12 protein-coding genes are annotated in these 16,939 nt (G+C 59.1%); 4 read left to right on the top strand and 8 right to left on the bottom strand.

Translation table 11 applies throughout. The annotated features are described in order from the left end of the window. Positions 1–38 precede the first annotated feature (38 nt). A complete protein-coding gene (locus EKD05_RS26885) occupies positions 39–1,007 on the bottom strand; it encodes a hypothetical protein (protein ID WP_240695892.1) in 969 nt (322 codons plus the stop codon). Between the two features lie 84 nt (positions 1,008–1,091). Here EKD05_RS26885 and EKD05_RS21800 point away from each other — a divergent pair, with 84 nt between their 5' ends. From EKD05_RS21800 to smc, 4 genes are all read left to right on the top strand, one after another. Next, a complete protein-coding gene (locus EKD05_RS21800) occupies positions 1,092–1,844 on the top strand; it encodes a metallophosphoesterase (protein WP_129677116.1) in 753 nt (250 codons plus the stop codon). A 9-nt stretch (positions 1,845–1,853) separates the two neighbouring features. Continuing rightward, positions 1,854–3,200 (top strand): aspartate aminotransferase family protein, encoded by a 1,347-nt coding sequence (locus tag EKD05_RS21795; RefSeq protein WP_129677113.1) that lies wholly within the window; start codon positions 1,854–1,856, stop codon positions 3,198–3,200. 9 nt (positions 3,201–3,209) lie between these two features. After that, positions 3,210–4,148: an undecaprenyl-diphosphate phosphatase gene (locus tag EKD05_RS21790; RefSeq protein WP_129677111.1), complete on the top strand. Its 939-nt coding sequence runs from the start codon at positions 3,210–3,212 to the stop codon at positions 4,146–4,148. Positions 4,149–4,307: 159 nt separating this feature from the next. Next, positions 4,308–7,910 (top strand): chromosome segregation protein SMC, encoded by a 3,603-nt coding sequence (gene smc, locus EKD05_RS21785; protein WP_129677108.1) that lies wholly within the window; start codon positions 4,308–4,310, stop codon positions 7,908–7,910. A gap of 48 nt (positions 7,911–7,958) precedes the next feature. On the opposite strand, the gene EKD05_RS21780 is transcribed toward smc, so the two are convergent. The 7 genes from EKD05_RS21780 to EKD05_RS21750 form a co-directional block, all read right to left on the bottom strand. Further along, positions 7,959–9,917 (bottom strand): DUF4910 domain-containing protein, encoded by a 1,959-nt coding sequence (locus EKD05_RS21780; protein WP_129677106.1) that lies wholly within the window; start codon positions 9,915–9,917, stop codon positions 7,959–7,961. A 51-nt stretch (positions 9,918–9,968) separates the two neighbouring features. Continuing rightward, positions 9,969–10,502, bottom strand: a complete 534-nt coding sequence (locus EKD05_RS21775; protein ID WP_205704033.1) for an HD-GYP domain-containing protein — start codon at positions 10,500–10,502, stop codon at positions 9,969–9,971. A 269-nt stretch (positions 10,503–10,771) separates the two neighbouring features. Further along, entirely contained in the window at positions 10,772–11,212 is a 441-nt protein-coding gene (locus tag EKD05_RS27310; protein ID WP_370374931.1) for a PAS domain-containing protein, read from the bottom strand. A 202-nt stretch (positions 11,213–11,414) separates the two neighbouring features. Further along, the gene (locus EKD05_RS21765; RefSeq protein WP_129677099.1) at positions 11,415–12,434 is read right to left on the bottom strand and encodes an SPFH domain-containing protein; all 1,020 of its coding nucleotides are present in this window, start codon (positions 12,432–12,434) and stop codon (positions 11,415–11,417) included. Beyond that, positions 12,421–13,443, bottom strand: a complete 1,023-nt coding sequence (locus tag EKD05_RS21760) for a glycosyltransferase family 2 protein (RefSeq protein WP_370374930.1) — start codon at positions 13,441–13,443, stop codon at positions 12,421–12,423. Before EKD05_RS21760 ends, EKD05_RS21765 begins: the two co-directional genes overlap by 14 nt. 20 nt (positions 13,444–13,463) lie before the next feature. Continuing rightward, positions 13,464–16,388: a DNA polymerase I gene (gene polA / locus EKD05_RS21755; RefSeq protein WP_129677096.1), complete on the bottom strand. Its 2,925-nt coding sequence runs from the start codon at positions 16,386–16,388 to the stop codon at positions 13,464–13,466. A 44-nt stretch (positions 16,389–16,432) separates the two neighbouring features. Then, positions 16,433–16,612 (bottom strand): hypothetical protein, encoded by a 180-nt coding sequence (locus EKD05_RS21750; RefSeq protein WP_129677093.1) that lies wholly within the window; start codon positions 16,610–16,612, stop codon positions 16,433–16,435. Positions 16,613–16,939 lie beyond the last annotated feature (327 nt).

The following is a 16,939-nucleotide window of genomic DNA, read 5'->3' as shown; positions in this document are numbered from 1 at the left end:
CGGGAGCAGGGAACGCGCACCAAGGATGAGTGAGGTCGCTATGGTGCCAGCGCGGTCGGCTCTACCGGCGCGGTCGGCTCTACCGGCGCGGTCGGCTCTACCGGCGTGGTTGGCTCTACCGGCGTGGTTGGCTCTACCGGCGTGGTTGGCTCTACCGGTGTGGTTGGCTCTACCGGCGTGGTCGGCTCTACCGGCGTGGTTGGCTCTACCGGCGCGGTTGGCTCTACCGGCGCGGTTGGCTCTACCGGCGTGGTTGGCTCTACCGGCGGCGACGGATCATCCGGCCAACCGGGGGCCTCCTCGGTCGGGATTGGTTCGAGATCAGGGGGCGTAGTAGGCTCAGGCAAGAAGGTTGGGGTTGGAATGATAATCGGTGGCACAATAACTGGCGGCACATAAATCGTCGGGACAGGCGTCACCGTCACCGACTCAATGGTCGGCAAGATTTCCGTCGGGGTCGCTGAAGGCAATGGTGTCCTGCTCGGCATTGGCGTCAACGTGGGTCGTGGCGACGGCGTTAGCGACGGCGTTAGCGACGGCGTTGCAGTCGCAGTCACCTCAATGGACACTGTTGCACTAGCTGGAGGCAAGCCGGGTGACGGATCGCTGCCCGGGGTCACATTGCCCCAGATCAGCCCCACACTCGCAAAAGCATAAAAAGCAACGACAATAGCAAGTGCCGTCACAAGAAACGCATAAATCATCCGTTCACGCGCAGGAAGATCGTTGAGCCACCCACGCATCCCAACCGAAGTTGCACCAGCCGGAGCCATTGTCAGGCTATGTCCAGGTACGGACGTTGAAGAGAGACCAGAGCCCGTGTATAATGGGCACTTGATATGATCAGACGACAAACAGAATGCGGTCTGATAATCAGGCTGAACAAGAGGGATCTCCTGGGCTTGACCAGCAGCGTAACAGCGATGCTCAGGCGTCGGTGAAGCAAACCGAATCGCCTGATTCTGTTTGAGCCCAAGGTATGGACAGTGGCCGGTTGATTCAACCATAAGGCTTATCTACTCCAACAACAACGCAACTATTTGTCATTATAGCCCCGTCACGTAAACGGCGTCAACGAAGCGCAGGTTTTTATGCGGATTTTGATTGTCTCAGATATTCATTCGAATCTTGTTGCCCTTGAAGCTGTGCTCCAGGCCGTCGGTCGTTTTGATGAGCTCTGGTGCCTGGGTGATACCATCGGCTACGGCCCACGCCCCAATGAATGTGCCGCATTGATCCGTGAACATGCGACCCTTACCATCACAGGAAACCACGATCTTGCCTGCCTCGGCAAGATCGATCTCCGCGATTTCAACCCCGAGGCACGCAAGGCCAATCAATGGAACGGTCAACAGTTGCTCGCTGAACATCGCGCCTGGCTCGAAGAGCTGCCGCCAACGATGATCGTTGATCGTGCGATTATGCTGGCCCACGGCAGCCCCCGTGAGCCGGTGTGGGAGTATCTGCTGGCCCCGGAGACGGCTGCGGCGAATTTCGAGCTTTTTACGCAGCAAATTTGTTTCATTGGGCATTCGCATGTGCAACTCGGTTTCCGTCAACGTCACGGCTTTGACCGGGTCGAACGCTTCTTCCCGGATTTGCTGCGCGTGCCTCCACGCAATAACGTGATTGATCTCAGTAGCAACTGTCGTTTTTTCATTAACCCTGGCAGTGTCGGTCAGCCACGGGATCAAGATCCACGCGCAGCTTATGCTATCTTTGATCCTGGCGCTGGTACGCTCACCTTTGCCCGCGTTGAATATGAAATCACCCGTACCCAACGCGATATGGTCGAGGCAGGCTTGCCAGGACCGCTGATCCGTCGTCTGGAATATGGGATGTAACCAACGGATATGCAAAAACTCGAACAGCTCTATCAGGCCCGTTTCGCTCGCTCTGGCTACCTGGCAGAGAAGGCCCGCTCATATTTTCCGGGTGGGGTCACCCACGATGGACGTAGTGCGGCACCCTTCCCTCTTTTTATAGAACGAGCCTCAGGCGCAAATAAGTGGGATGCTGATGATAATCAACTGATTGATTACTGGTGTGGTCACGGGGCGTTGTTGCTTGGTCACGGGCATCCAGCAGTTGTGGCGGCGGTGCGCGAGCAAATTGAACGCGGTACCCACGCCGGCGGCGAAAATACGCTCGCCCTGCGCTGGGCCGAGTTGATCAAGCAATTGGTGCCCGGGGCCGAACGGGTGCGGTTTACCGCGTCCGGCACCGAGGCAACGATGCTCGCGCTTCGTCTGGCACGGGCCGTGACCGGGCGTTCCCGCATTATTCGTTTCGAAGGCCACTTCCACGGCTGGCACGATAGTGCTGCCCCAGGGGCCGATCCAGATGATCCGCACGCTGGGCTCTCCGCCGATTTGCTTGGCAATATTCTGACCCTTCCAGCCAGGCTTGAACTGGTCGCCGAGACGCTCGCAACCCACGATGATATTGCGGCGGTGATCCTCGAACCGACCGGGGCGGCGTATGGCATTGTGCCGCTCGCCGATGATTTTTTGCCACAGTTGCGCGCGCTCACAACTGACCGCGATGTGCTGCTGATCTGTGACGAGGTGGTCACAGGCTTTCGCGTGAGTCCCGGCGGCGCAGCGGCGCGCGCTGGTGTCACCCCCGATCTCACCTGCCTCGCCAAGATTCTTGCCGGTGGCCTGCCCGGTGGCGCAGTTGTCGGCAAAGCCGAAATCATGGATCGGCTCGCGAGTGGCCCCGATAGGCGCGATGTGCGCGGGCGCATTCGCCATCAGGGTACCTACAATGCCAACCCGCTCTCGGCGGCGGCCGGCGTAGCTTGCCTCGAACTCGTTGCCACCGGTGAACCTGGGCACGTCGCCGCCCTGCGCGGTCGTGAACTCGCCGAAGCAATGAACGACGTCTTGCGCACGCGCCACCTCCATGGCTTCACCGCCTATGGCGATGGCTCTATTGTGCATCTCTTTGCCGACCCGACGAGCCAGGTCAGCCCAGGTGACGTGCCCACCGGTGTTCCGCTCGCGATGCTCAAACGTGGCGGTGATGCCACCATTACCCTCGCCTTGCGTATGGCCCTCCAGATTAACGGCATCGACTTGATGCGCGGGCGTAGTGCTTTTGTCAGTTCTGTGCATACTAGCGAGCATGTACACGCCACTGCCGCCGCTCTTGACGACACACTTGCCATGCTGAAAGCAGCAGGCATGATCAAGTAATCGGTTATTATGCAAAAATCACCCGCCACCGCACGTGTGGCTTCACCGCATTTGCCACTTCCGTACATCATTATCGCCGCCGTCGCCCTGATCGCGAGCCTCGCCATGGTCATTCCTGGTGACCCAGAATGGTGGAAAGTCGTGGTGCTTGGCATTGTCCAGGGCATTACCGAGTGGCTGCCTATTTCGTCAACCGGCCACTTGCTCATCGTCTCGAAGCTGCTCAACTATCAGGGCAGCATCGGGGGAACTTTCGAGATCTTTATCCAGGTGGGAACGGTTGTCGCAGTCGTGGCTTTTTATTTCCAGGATCTTTTTGGACAAGCCAATGCACTACTCGGGCGAAGCACCCGTGAAGAGGCCCGCGCTGCCTGGACGCTCTGGCTTGGCATTGCCATTGCGATGGTACCAGCCGGCATCGTCGGGTTGCTTGCCCGCGATTTCATCAAAGCGGTGCTCTTTGAAACCCCGGAGGTGATCGCCGGGGCGCTGATCTTTGGTGGCATCATCTTCCTGGTGATTGAACTGATCCCTCAGCGCCAAACGCTCACCACCGAACTCGGCCAGGTTTCTTGGAAGCAGGCACTGGGCGTTGGCATTGCGCAAATTTTCGCCCTGATCCCGGGCATGTCGCGCTCGGGTTCGTGCATTGTTGGTGGCTTGTTGGCCGGGCTTGATCGCCGTACTGCCACCGCTTTCTCGTTTTACCTGGCGATGCCCGTGCTCGGTGGGGCCACCCTCGTTGATCTGATCAGCAGCCTCGCCGAGGTGCAACCCGACGATTGGGGACGACTCTTGCTCGGTGCCGTTGTCTCGATGATTGTTGGCTACCTGACCATCGGTTGGCTCTTGCACTATATCGCACGCCACAACTTCGTCGCCTTTGGCATCTACCGCATTGTTATCGGGGTGCTCATTCTGGGGCTTGTGGCGGTGGGGATGCTCTAACAGCATAGCGGTAGCAAGATGGTATAACTGGTAACCGACCGGGCCTCCATTGACGAATTTGTGGTGTTGGAGTGGTGTTGCTGCACGTGAGATCGGCGGTGTTGGAGCAGAGAGCGCCCCTACTTGACGCACATTGCAACCCCTCATACAATAACGCCCATGCATCTGAAACGCCTTGAGATCCAGGGGTTCAAGACCTTTGCCGCACGCACGATCCTTGAGTTTCGTGCCGGCATTACGGCAGTCGTTGGCCCAAATGGTAGTGGCAAATCAAACCTTGCTGATGCGGTGCGCTGGGTGCTCGGTGAGCAGAGCCTGACGAACCTTCGCTGCAAACGCTCTGAAGAGTTGCTCTATGCTGGCGGCGGGCGGCGTGCCCCCGCCGGTTTTGCCGAGGTGAGCCTCACGGTTGATAATAGCGACCGGTTGCTGCCGGTTGAGTTTGATGAGGTGACCCTGACCCGCCGCACGACCCGCGCCGGTGAGAATGAGTACTTGCTCAATCGCGCCAGGGTGCGCCTCCGCGATCTGCTCGAAGTCACTGCCCCCCTCGGCGGTTCCTATACCATTATTAACCAGGGTCTCGTTGATGCGGCGCTCACCCTGCGCCCCGAAGAACGGCGCAAGCTCTTTGAGGACGCCGCTGACCTCGGTGGCTTCGAGTTGCGCAAGGCCGAGGCGCTTCGCCGCCTCCGCGAGACCGAAGGCAATCTGCAGCGCCTCGGCGATCTGCTCGCTGAACTCGAGCCGCGCCTGCGTATGCTCAAGCGCCAGGCCGCCCAGGCCCGCCAGTACCACGAGTATGCCGCTGAACTCGCGACCTTGCAGCAGCAATATTATGTCGAGCTATGGAAAGCCGCCTGCCGTGTGACGGCGCACACTCGGGCCGAGCGCGACGTGGCTGAGGCCCGCCTCACCGAGGCGCGCACAGCCCAGGTCGGCGTTACGACCGCGCTGCAGGCGTTGCGCAGCAGCCTGCGTACCCGCCGCGACGAGCTTGGTGCGCTGCACCAGCAGAGCAGCTTGCTCCACCGGCAGGCCGAAACCGTGCAGCGCGATCTGGCCGTGGGCAACGAGCGCGTGGCCGCACTGGCTCGGCGTACCGAGGATCTCGAGCGCCAGCGCCATGAACTGGCCCTGCGCCAGGCTCAGGCCGAACAACAGCACGCCGAGGCGGTGGCCGAAACGCGTCACGCCGAGGCTGCACTCGCCGAACGCGAGCAGGCCCTGCGCGAGGTCGAAACTGAACTCGCCGGGCGCGCCGATGAGGTGCAGGCCCTGGCCCGCGCTCTGCGTGAGGCCGAAGAGGCAGCCCTGCGTACCACGCGAGCTGCCGCCGAAGCCCATGCCCGCCTCGAACAAATGAACGCCCAGCTCCAACGCCTCGCCCGCGAAACCTCTGAACTAGAAGCCGCTGTCGCCCAGGCCGAAGGGCATGTGGTAACCAGCACCGAACAGGTTGCGACCGCCCGCGCACAGGTAACCTATGCCGAAACCGCCCGCCACGAGGCGGCGACGGCGGAACAAGCTCTGCGTCACGAACTCGAAGCGCTGCGCCAGCACTATACGCAGGCCGATGAACAGCGCGTCACCGCTCGCCGCACCCTCGCTGATGTCGAAGCCCGCTTCGAGTCGCTCAGTCGGCTCGCCCGGAGCTATACGGGCACCTTTGCCGGCGTGCGAGCCGCGATGCAGTGGGCCGAACGTACTGGGCGCCAGGGCTTTGCCCTTGTCCAGAGCCTTCTCCGCACGCCTGCCGAGCTTGAGACGGCCCTCGAGGTCGCCCTCGGCTCGCGCTTGCAAAATATTGTCGTTGAACAGTGGAGCGACGCCGAAGCTGCGATTGCCGAACTCAAGCAGCGCGATGTCGGACGCGCAACGTTTATGCCGCTCGATACGCTGCGCGTCAATGAATATGATCAGCGCCCACTGGCGTTCGACGACGAGGCTGTGCTTGGCGTTGCCGCCGACCTGATTGCGTATGATGCGCCCTACCGCCCCGTGGTTGAACAATTGCTTGGGCGCGTCCTCATCGTGCGCGACCTGCCCACCGCACGCCGCGAACTCCGCCGCCTGCGTACCGGCTGGAACATCGTCACGCTCCAGGGCGAGCAGGTCAACAGTGGCGGCTCATTGACCGGCGGCGCTCGGACCAAAGAGAGCGGTGCGTTGCGCCGCGAACGCGAGCTACGCGAATTGCCCGCTCAGGTCGCCGCCGCTCGTGAGAATGTCGAAGCCGCCGAAGCGCTGCGCATCAAGCTCGACACGCAACTCAAAACCCTCAACACCCAACTCCGCGAAGTAGAAGGCCATACCCGCGAAAGCCAGCGCCTGCTGGAAACCGCCCGCAGCGGGATTGCCGCTGCCGAACGCCGCCTCGCCCAGGCCGAACAGGAACGCACCTGGGCTGCGCAGCGCCGCGAGCGCCTTGACAGTGAGCGCCAGAGCCTCGCAAGTCAGCAGAACGAGGTACGGCAGCGGCTGGGGGAAGTAGAGAACATCGCCCACGCCACCGAAGTTACCCTCACAGAACTACGCACGCGCCAGGCGCACGAGGCGAGCAACGACCGACGGGTGCAGGAACGCCTCGCAGGCTTGCGCACCGAGGTTGCCACCACCCGGCAACGCCTGCGCGCCGCCGAGCAACTGCGCAACAACCACGCCCAGAGCCTCGCCCTCGTCCAGCGCCAGACCAGCGAGCTTGACCAGGCCGCCCTGAGCCTGCGCGATGAACGTGATGCGCTGGCCGCGCAACACGAGCGCCACGAGGCGCTGCATACCGCCCTGCTCACCGAGCTTGACCAGTTGCGCCAGCGCATTGATCCTGCCGAAGCCGCGTTGCACGACGACGAAGCCAGCGTGAGCCAGCTTGAAACGCAGGAAGAAGCCACGACCACCCAACTGCTCGCGATGGAAGCCGCGCAGAGCAAAGCCGCCCTTGATGCGCAACGCGCCGCTGATCGCCAGGAAGCCCTCTTTGAACGCGCTGCTGCCGATGGGGTCAACCTGGAAGACGTTGCCATCACTGACGCGCAAGCAGGGCCCACCATCGACGCAACGCACCTCCAGGCCTCCATCGAAGCCTTGAAAACAAAGATCCTGCGCCTCGGCGCCGTCAACCCGCTGGCGCTGGAGGAATACGAAACAACCGCCGAACGGCAGCGTTTCCTAGCAACGCAGATCGCCGATCTCCGCGCCGCCGGTGCGACGCTGCTTGAGCTGATCGGCGAACTCGACGAAGCAATGAATCATCGCTTCACCACGACCTTTCAGGCCATTGCCGCCGAGTTTGAACAGAGCTTCACCCGTCTCTTTGGCGGCGGATCGGCGCGCCTGATCCTGACAAGCACAGCCCGCCAGAACGGACAAACAAGCAACGGAACCGAACCCGAAACGGCTGACACGCGCAGCCTCGGCGTCGAGATCGTCGCCCGCCCGCCAGGCAAAAAACAACAAAACATCGCCCTGCTCTCAGGTGGCGAACGGTCGCTCACCGCGACTGCGCTGCTCTTCGCCATCCTCACCGTTCACCCAACACCCTTCTGCATTCTCGACGAAACCGATGCCGCGCTTGACGAAGCCAACGTCGGGCGCTTCCGCGAAGCCTTGCAGCATCTCACCAACCAGACCCAGTTTATCCTGATCACTCACAACCGCGGCACCATCGAAGCCGCCGACACACTCTACGGCGTCACCATGGGTGACGACGGTGCCTCAAAGATGATGTCGCTGCGCATCGAACAATACATCGCCGAAGGATAAGTGCGTGTGCGCAAAAAAGCCAGCTAAGCTGGCTTTTTACACGCAGCCTCACCAGGCGAGCAAGTCTAACCGCACGAGCAGATCAAAATAAGCAAACAGCGCCTCAGGCTCACGCACCTCGGTCTCAAGCTCGACCAAATTAAGGATCTCGCCCAGGGTACGCTGCCCATCAACCCAGAAGAGCGCCAGATCGGCGACGAGGCTATCAAAATCGCTGGCTGCCCGAATCGCGGCCTGGGCCGTCTCACGCTCAAGTGGATCAAGGCGACGCAAATGGGGGCGCAGGCTCACCGGCCCCCGATAGAGCCGCCGGGGCACCAGTTGGGCCTGATCGTCGGGCAACTGCCGCACCTCAGTGAGTTGCCAGGGCTCAAGCATCTGGCTGTACGTCTCCCAAAGCACCTTCGCCTGCACAGAGGCCTCACGCATGGCAGGATGCGGATCAAAATGGAGGTCAAGCCGCTGCAGGGCGGCCAGCGCCGCAGCATGGCGCTCGAACCGATAGGCGAGGCGGCGTTCCCAGGGCGCACCGACTGGCGGACGACCTGCCAGCGCCGCCGTTCGCGCCATCTGGAGTACCTGCACGAGTCGCGCCACAAAGCGGGCATTCATCTCGCCGGCAAGCCAGGTCGCCTCACGACGGCCCGCGTTCGCCAGAAACGCCAGGTACGTACCGGCGAGCGTCATATTGCGCTGAAGCGTTGTTGCCGAAACCTGATCAAGCGTATCAGCCGTCGTATGGTAAAACCGATCAGGCCACTCGATGATCAATGGCGTCGGAATGCCAACCGTCGGGTCGGCGAGAATATAATGATCGCTGCCATTCGAAAAAGGCGCACTCGCCAACCGCAGCAACGGCGGCTCGGTGCGCCCATAGAGTGTATCGCTGACGCCGTACATCCCAGCACGAATAGCTTCGAGCAAGTCGCCAACAAAACTCGGCAACGCATCGGGCGTATGAATAAGCGTATTGACACTGCCGCAACGCGTCTGATCAGCGCCCACCATATCAAGATTGAGCGCGGCAACCGTGCGCTCGATCCGCCCCTCGTGACGCGCAAGATAAAGGTAGGTACCGGTCATCTCGGGCATCCAGAGAAAACGGAGGGCACGTTGCGGGCGGGGCAAGCGCCCACTCTCGATCAGCGTATGCAAGCCGCGTGCGACTTCCATCGCCGCCGCCGCACCAGTGGCATTATCATTCGCACACGGGGCAGGATGGCAGAGATGGGCCACGAGCAGGACTTCTTCTTTGCTCTGGCCGGGAATAAACGCACTGACAGCCTCGATCGCCCCATCGGTAAAACTACTGCGCACCCGCGCTCGCAAGCGCACCGCACGTCCCTCATCGGCTGCCCGGGCTGCGCGACGACGCAACGCCGCGCCCACACGTGGACTCAACGCAAACCCAAAGGCCCGCCGCTCGCCGCCCCACCACCACCACGACGCATACTGGATCGCATCGGGCAGATCACCTGGTGGGCAGATCTCGGGCAACGAGCGCATCCCGTCACAGATCACCCCGGCGGCTCCAAGCTTCTCGATCGCCACCCGATGCACACTCATCGGCATACTGCGCGTCAAAATCAGCTTGCCGGCAACCTCCAGATCAGCATAATCCTCAACCCGATCACCACGTTCCACCACCACCAGTTCAAACTCACCGTCGGTACTCACACTCCGCGGCAAGAGCGACAACGGCACCGCCCGGTAATCGGCGAGGCGTTGCGTCGAACCATCGGGCAACAACAGATCGAGCCAACCCTCGTGACACTGCCACTCATCAAACAGCGGTTCACCCCAGACCTGGCGGCCCTCGCCCACCGGAAACGACTCAAGCGTTGCATCAAGGCCATAGCCCTGCAACGTGTCATGCACCCAATGGGCCGCCTCGCGGTACATCGGGCTGGCCTGAATCCGATGCCACTGACTAATCCGGGCCACCAACGCCCGTGCGGCCTCACCCGACACCTCGTGGCCGACCGTCGTGAGTAACTGTTGAAACATATCATCCTTCGCACAGCTCGTGGGCAATCGCTCCCTAACGTATGAAAATGCTCACCGCTCCTGCATTTCGGCAGAGACGCGCTCAAATTCAGCCTCAATCGTCACAAAAGCGGCCACAATAGCCGGATCAAAATACGAACCTGAACTCTCACAAATAATCGCACACGTTTTAACGTGATCAAAGGGTTCTTTATATGGACGCTTCGAGCGCAAGGCATCATACACGTCGGCCACCGCCAGAATGCGCGCACTCAACGGAATCGCTTCACCAGCGAGGCGATCAGGATAGCCCGTGCCATCCCAGCGCTCGTGGTGTGAGCGGGTCAACTCGATGCCCATTTTAATAAAAGCATTGTTGGGATAACGTTCGAGCACCCGCTGCAATGTCTCGGCCCCGATCACGGTATGCCTTGTCATCATGGCAAACTCATCGGACATCAGCTTGCCCGGTTTCAACAAAATCGCGTCGGGAATGCCCACCTTGCCAATATCCTGGAGCGGGGCTGCATGATAGATAGTCTCAATGAATTGGTCGGTAAGCACCGGTGCGTAATAAGGGTTGGCATGCAACGTCTGGCCAAGCAACTTGCCAAAAACCCGTGTGCGCTCAATATGCCAACCTGCGCAATCATTTGTTGCAGATGAGCCATATTGCCCTGTTCAACATCCAACAACATCGTTTGCAGGAGTGCTGATGGCAAGAACGCCAGATCGCCATCAGTCAACAGATCATAGCGATTCACATCAGTCAGATACAGTCTCGGCACAAAAACATCAAGCCTAGTGATGGTTAAAAGATCGTTGAAGAGCATCAGCAGATATTCACCCTATGGCCTGTGGCAGGTATTCGTTGCTCATACGGGCGGCATCTTCGGGCAGATGAGAAGAACTGAACTGAAGCTCGCCCTGCCATCGTCCGGTCGCAGCCAGGATCGCCTCTGCTTCGCGCTGCGAGGTGTGGTGCCATCTGGTCTGGAGCAGATCGTCAAGCGGATGACCCAGCGCCTCGGCTTCCGTCCAGCCATAGGACGATCATGCGCGTCGACATCAACCCAGGCCCGCCGATGGAGCCTGCGCACCTGCCCATCAGGCCAGATAATGCGATGCTCAAGTTCAACAAAGCCATCGCGAAGCCCCTGCTCCATGGCGTGCATACTGGCTTCGAGATCATCGGGATGCACAATCTGTTTGAAAAAACCGGCATTGGTCACGAACACCTCTGCTGGATAACCAAAGACTTCGGCAAACCTGGAACTCGCAAAGAGAAGCCGACGATCAGGGACCGAAACAGACATGACCGCATCTTGCATCTTATCGAGGATGCGCTGGAGTGAACTGATATGAAGATCGTGGTCGTAATTGTTCATAGTGGCTGTCTTTAGGCGGTCGATTGCGCCGAGTCTTCATTGATCAGCGATGAGGCAAGGCAAGGGTATGCAAGACTTGAGTAGCATACCCTGCCGCTCGTGTTTCGTCTACCAAATGGAGAAAGTCGAACTAAGGCGTCACTTCGGGGGCAACGGGTTGCGTTTGCGGGGCTGGCTGTGGCACAACAGCGGCACTCCCCGAGCCAGCCATCTGATTGAGCAAAAGGGTCAGGTCGGTGTTGGGATCAATAAACCACATATTCCCATTCTGCATCATCTCGACCATCAATTCACGTTGGCGCAGTTCAAACAGTTCGGGATTTTCGCGCCAGTAGCGCCCTTGAATGGCGCGAACTTGCGACTCACGACTCGCGGCTTCCAAGGCCGCTGCTGTCTGACCGCGTTCGCGGGTCAACGCCACCGTGGCCTCTTGCTCGGCCTGGAAGAGATTATTGGATTGTTGCGCCTGGATCTGCTCGCGACGCTTCTGCTCGGTCTCGATCTGGACTTCGAGATTAGCCTTTTCAGCGAGCAACTGCGCATACTGCTCACCAACCTTGATATCAAGCACCTTGACCGCCTCGAGCCGCACATACAGCTGCTCAACGGGTGAGCGTTGCCCTTCAGCCTTGCTGGTAAGGAACTGGCGAATGCGATCCGCAAAGCCACCCCGATCCGAGAGCGCCTGGTCAAGGGTAAACTGCGTTGACGCACTCTTGAGCGCGTCATTAATAAAGCCATCAAGGAACGCATTCAGTTGACTATCATCCACCCCGATCTCACCATAACTGGACTGAAGCGCCTCGGGGGTTGCGATGCGGCTATAGTCAACTTGAATATCAATATCATAGAGTTGCTTATCGCTACTCGCGACATTCTGGGCAATCGTGCGTGTTTGACGGCGGATATTGACCACCTCGACATTGGTAAAGGGTGCAAAGGGCCGAAAGAAAATGCCCGGTTCTTGTACGCCCTCAACACGGCCCTGCGTAACAATCAGGCCCCGTTCACCCTCGTTGATCTGGGCGAATTTCATCGTCGAAAGCCCGATGCCTACGACGACGACAATCAGCAAAATGACCCCGAGCACGCTCAAACGTGCTCCACCACCCGACTTGGATTTCCCTGAAGGCGAATTACCTTGTGACATTGGTATGCTCCTTCTCCTCGAAGCCTAAGGCTTCGGCAACGATATAGAGGGGCCTGCCCTTTACCTCGTCGTAGATGCGTCCGACATACTCCCCAATAATGCCCAGCGACACAAGCTGGACAGCCCCAATGAAGAGCACGATCGAGAGGGTTGAGGCCTGCCCATAGAAGGCGGCATCTTCGGCAGTGGGGTTGCCGAGGCGCAGGGCAAAGACGATGAGAATAAAGATGAAGCTCAGCGCGGCAACGATGAACCCCATATAGGTTGCTAGTTGCAGGGGTAGGTACGAAAAACTGGTAATGCCATCGAGCGCGAATTTGAGCATTTTGCGCAGGGGATACTTGGTCGTACCTGCTTTGCGAGCGTGGCGCTGATAGGTGATACCGGTACTTTTGAAGCCGACCCAAACCGAGAGCCCGCGCATAAAGCGGTGATGCTCGCGGATCTGCCCGAGTGCATCAACGACTTTGCGATCCATCAGGCGGAAATCGCCCGCATCGCTCGGAATATTGACACTGGTAATGCGGTCAATCAGGCGATAAAAGAGCGCTGCCGTCGTCGTTTTGAACCATGTCTCACCCTGTCGTTCTTCGCGGACGGCATAGACAACCTGATAGCCCTCGCGCCATTTTGCGATCAGCTCAGGAATGACTTCCGGCGGATCCTGGAGATCTGAGTCGATCACGACCACGGCGTCGCCACGTGCATGATCGGCCCCGGCCGTAATGGCGAGCTGGTGGCCGAAGTTGCGTGAAAAATTGACCACTTTGATGCGTGGATCGTTCAGGTGGAGCGCATACATCAATTCGAGGGAACGATCACGACTTCCGTCATTGACCAAGACGATCTCGAAGGGTTCACCGAGTGGTGCAAGCGTGGCTACCGTGCGGTGACAGAACTCCTCGATCAGCTTTTCTTCATTATAGACCGGAGCGACCACGGAAAAGACCGGACGAGTGACCTGTTGTTGGTTGTTCATATCAGGTTCAGCTGCAACCATCGTACTCATCTGTTTCATGCGCACGTTTCTCACTTGAGGGCGTCCCAGTTTGGCCCGATCTCCACATCCACCCCAAGGGGGATCTGGTAGGTAACCCCATTCATGGTAGCGGTCAGGCGATACGCGCCTTCCATAATCTCGCGCACAAGTTGAGCCGCGAGGTCAACCTCGTGCTCAGGTGCTTCAAGGATGAGCTCGTCGTGAACTTGCAACAGCAACCGCGTCTGCAACTGGCGTTCACCGAGGGCCTGGTGGAGTTGTACCATTGCGATCTTCATAATATCAGCAGCGGTGCCCTGAATAGGGGCATTGATCGCCTCACGCATAGCCGCCTGCGCCCGTGGCCCACGGTCGTTGCCGCGTAGTTCCGGAAAGAGCCGCCGTCGGCCAAAGAGCGTAGCGACATACCCGTTGGTACGGGCCTGGTGCAGGGTGGTGTCAATGTAGGCTTTGATGCCCGGGAATTGCGCAAAGAGCCCATCAATGAGGGCCTGGGCCTCGCCGCGTTCCAGGCCCAGGCGCTGGGCGAGCCCAAAGGCGCTGATGCCATAGATAACGCCAAAGACAACTGTTTTTGCGATCCGGCGCTGGTTTTTATCGACCTCGTGCTGTTCAATGCCAAAGAGCCGGGCGGCGGTTGCGGCGTGAATGTCGCGTCCTTCAACAAAAGTAGCAACAAGATCGGGATCCTGGGTATACCCGGCCAGCACACGCAACTCGATCTGTGAATAGTCGGCAGCCACAAACTGATGTCCGGGCAGCGCGACAAAACCGCGCCGGATGGCGCGTCCTTCCTCGGTGCGAACGGGAATATTTTGCAGGTTGGGCTCGTTGGACGAAAGCCGCCCTGTTGCTGCGCCCACCTGGTTATACGACGTGTGAATGCGTTGCGTCCTGGGATTGATCATCGTTGGCAGCGCATCAACATAGGTGCTCTTGAGCTTGCTCAACTGGCGGTAGTGCAGGATCAACTCGGCAATCGGATGCGCTGCGCTCATCTGCTCTAGTCCCTCGGCGGTCAGCGAATAGCCACCGCTTTTCAGCTTGCTCAAACCATATACTTTCGGATCAATGGCTGGTTTGCCATTGAAGAGGATCCGGTTGAGTTGCTGGCCTGAATTGATATTGAACTGTTCGCCGGCCTCGCGATAGATCGCCGCTTCGAGCTCGCCAATACGACGTTGCAATTGCTCGTCAAGTTGCGTGACATAGGTGCGATCCAGGGTGATGCCGGCCTCTTCCATGGCTATGAGCACGCGGATGAGGGGCATTTCGAGACGGGTAAAGAGGGCTTGCAGTTCTGTTTCGTCGGCGAGTTGCTTCGCCAGATGGTGTTGAAGGCGCAGCGTAAGATCAGCATCAGCAGCGGCATAGGGGGTTGCCTGATCGATGGGTACCTCAGCAAAACTAATCTGCTTTGCGCCCTTGCCGATCAGATCCTGGATTGGCATGGGCGGCTCGGCCAGCTTTAGTTCGTAGAAGGCGAGATCTTTCAAGCCGAGGCGCTGTTTGCCCAGCAGGGCTGCGGCAAGCATGGTATCAAAGCGTAAGCCTTCGACGTGCAGATCGACACTCAATAATAATTCAAGATCGAATTTTGCATTATGAGCATATTTGGCCTTGTTTGGGTCAGCAAAGAGCGGGCGCAACGCGGTCACCACCTGCTCAAGCGGCAACTGCTCACCCTGATGATGACCAACAGGCAGATAAAACCCAGCGCCAGGGGTATGCGCGAGCGCGATCCCGACGAGGGCACTCTCAAAAGGACGGAGGCCACTGCTCTCGACATCGAAGGCAAAACCTGGGGCGGCCTGCAACTCGGCGATCAGGGCTTCGAGCTGGGCCGACTGGGTGATGCACTGATAAGCGCCGAGTTGTGCGTTTGGCGGTGGCCCTGGTCGTTCTGCCGGTGTTGCAAAGAACGACAATTGAAGCGAAGCGGTGGATGGTGCGCGGTTGTCGGGCAGACTAGTTGGGAGGTCGGCGAAAAGCGGTTGCTGGATCGGCCCAGTGGCCGAGGGTGGGGGTGTAGGAACTGGTGCGCCTGGGGCTTCATTGGGAAGTGGGGGGAGCTTCCGAATAAGATTGGATGTGGCCCCGATCTCCAGCGTTTGAAAGAACTCGATCACGGCCGCACGGTCATAGCTTCCGAGCGCACATGCGGCAAGATCGAGGTGGGTCACAGGCACATCACGAACGATCGTGGCGAGGTGCTTGCTAAAGAGAGCGGCCTCACGTTGGCCTTCGAGGGGTTTCTGATAGCGTTTCGGCACCTCATCAAAGCGCGCATAGATCGCTTCAATTGAGCCAAACTGCTTGAGCAGCGCGATGGCCCCCTTCTCGCCGATACCGCGGACACCAGGAATATTATCACTGGCATCGCCCTTGAGCCCGCGCAAATCAGCGAGTTGATCTGGCCCCAGACCATCATACCGCTCGCGCACTGCCGCCTCATCATAGAGGGTTGTATTCTTATTGCCTTTGGCATAGGGGTTTGCCAGCAGCACTTGCACATAGTCATCAACGAGTTGAAGACTATCGGTATCACCCGTCAGAATCAGGGTCGCGACATCAGCCTCGGTCGCCTGGCGGGCGAGCGTCCCGATCACATCATCAGCCTCGAAGCCATCGGCGGTATAGATCGGGATCGCCAGATGGGTGATCAACTCTTTGATGCGTTCAAGTTGAGGATGGAACTCTTCGGGGGTTTCAGCGCGACCGGCTTTATACTCGGCATAGAGATCATCGCGGAAGGTGCGCCCGACATCAAAGGCAACGGCAACGTGTGAAGGTTGCTGATCCTGGATCATACTCAACAGGATCTGGGCAAAGCCAAAAATTGCATAGGTTGGCTCACCTTGTGAAGAGCGCAAACCAGCCTCACGCAAGGCATGAAAAGCACGAAATGCGAGCGCGTGACCGTCAATCAAGGCGAGGCGCCTGGAAGCACCCATAAGCATCCCCTATAGAACAGACATCCCAGGGGATATTATACCATTCACGGCCTGCGCAGGAGGTAGGTTGTGGCGAGCATCATCGCCCCGATGGTGGCGGCAATGATGAACATGCCCTCGACGGTTGCCATGCCCCCGCTGGTACGCGCTGCGAGCTCGATGCCAAGCGCGAGAAAGATCCCATTGACCCAGAGAATGAGTTTTTCACGAAGCGTTGTGCGCATAAAGATATAGATTTAGTTAAAGCGTAGAAGCTGCACAGCTTGCAGCGAATTTCTTTTTTAGCTATCACTAAAATACACCTTTGGTGGGTAGTTGTCAAGCGTTGTGTTCTAGTGTTAGGGTGCTGGCATCTTGCGTTGATGGGTGCGACCAGGCCTACAGCCGTTGCACGTCTCGTTGGTTGGGTCTAGCCGCCTCGCCCGCCGCGGGGACGCCCCGCCGCTGGTCGCCGCGCAGGATCGGCACGTGGGTTCTCGGCACCCTGCTGGTGCTTCTGCTCGCCATCCAACTCGTGCCCTATGGCCGCGATCACACCAATCCGCCGGTGG

Source organism: Candidatus Chloroploca sp. Khr17, assembly GCF_004138165.1.
In the GTDB taxonomy this organism is placed as follows: domain Bacteria; phylum Chloroflexota; class Chloroflexia; order Chloroflexales; family Chloroflexaceae; genus Chloroploca.
The sequence above is the reverse complement of the archived record's forward strand: the minus strand, read 5'-3'. Positions and strand labels throughout refer to the sequence as shown.

Excerpts from the sequence above, each read along its gene's own strand:
- EKD05_RS26885 (WP_240695892.1), bottom strand. The coding sequence starts at position 1,007 with ATGGTTGAATCAACCGGCCACTGTCCATACCTTGGGCTCAAACAGAAT.
- EKD05_RS21800 (WP_129677116.1), top strand. The coding sequence starts at position 1,092 with ATGCGGATTTTGATTGTCTCAGATATTCATTCGAATCTTGTTGCCCTT.
- EKD05_RS21795 (WP_129677113.1), top strand. The coding sequence starts at position 1,854 with ATGCAAAAACTCGAACAGCTCTATCAGGCCCGTTTCGCTCGCTCTGGC.
- EKD05_RS21790 (WP_129677111.1), top strand. The coding sequence starts at position 3,210 with ATGCAAAAATCACCCGCCACCGCACGTGTGGCTTCACCGCATTTGCCA.
- smc (WP_129677108.1), top strand. The coding sequence starts at position 4,308 with ATGCATCTGAAACGCCTTGAGATCCAGGGGTTCAAGACCTTTGCCGCA.
- EKD05_RS21780 (WP_129677106.1), bottom strand. The coding sequence starts at position 9,917 with ATGTTTCAACAGTTACTCACGACGGTCGGCCACGAGGTGTCGGGTGAG.
- EKD05_RS27310 (WP_370374931.1), bottom strand. The coding sequence starts at position 11,212 with ATGTCTGTTTCGGTCCCTGATCGTCGGCTTCTCTTTGCGAGTTCCAGG.
- EKD05_RS21765 (WP_129677099.1), bottom strand. The coding sequence starts at position 12,434 with ATGTCACAAGGTAATTCGCCTTCAGGGAAATCCAAGTCGGGTGGTGGA.
- EKD05_RS21760 (WP_370374930.1), bottom strand. The coding sequence starts at position 13,443 with ATGAGTACGATGGTTGCAGCTGAACCTGATATGAACAACCAACAACAG.
- polA (WP_129677096.1), bottom strand. The coding sequence starts at position 16,388 with ATGGGTGCTTCCAGGCGCCTCGCCTTGATTGACGGTCACGCGCTCGCA.
- EKD05_RS21750 (WP_129677093.1), bottom strand. The coding sequence starts at position 16,612 with ATGCGCACAACGCTTCGTGAAAAACTCATTCTCTGGGTCAATGGGATC.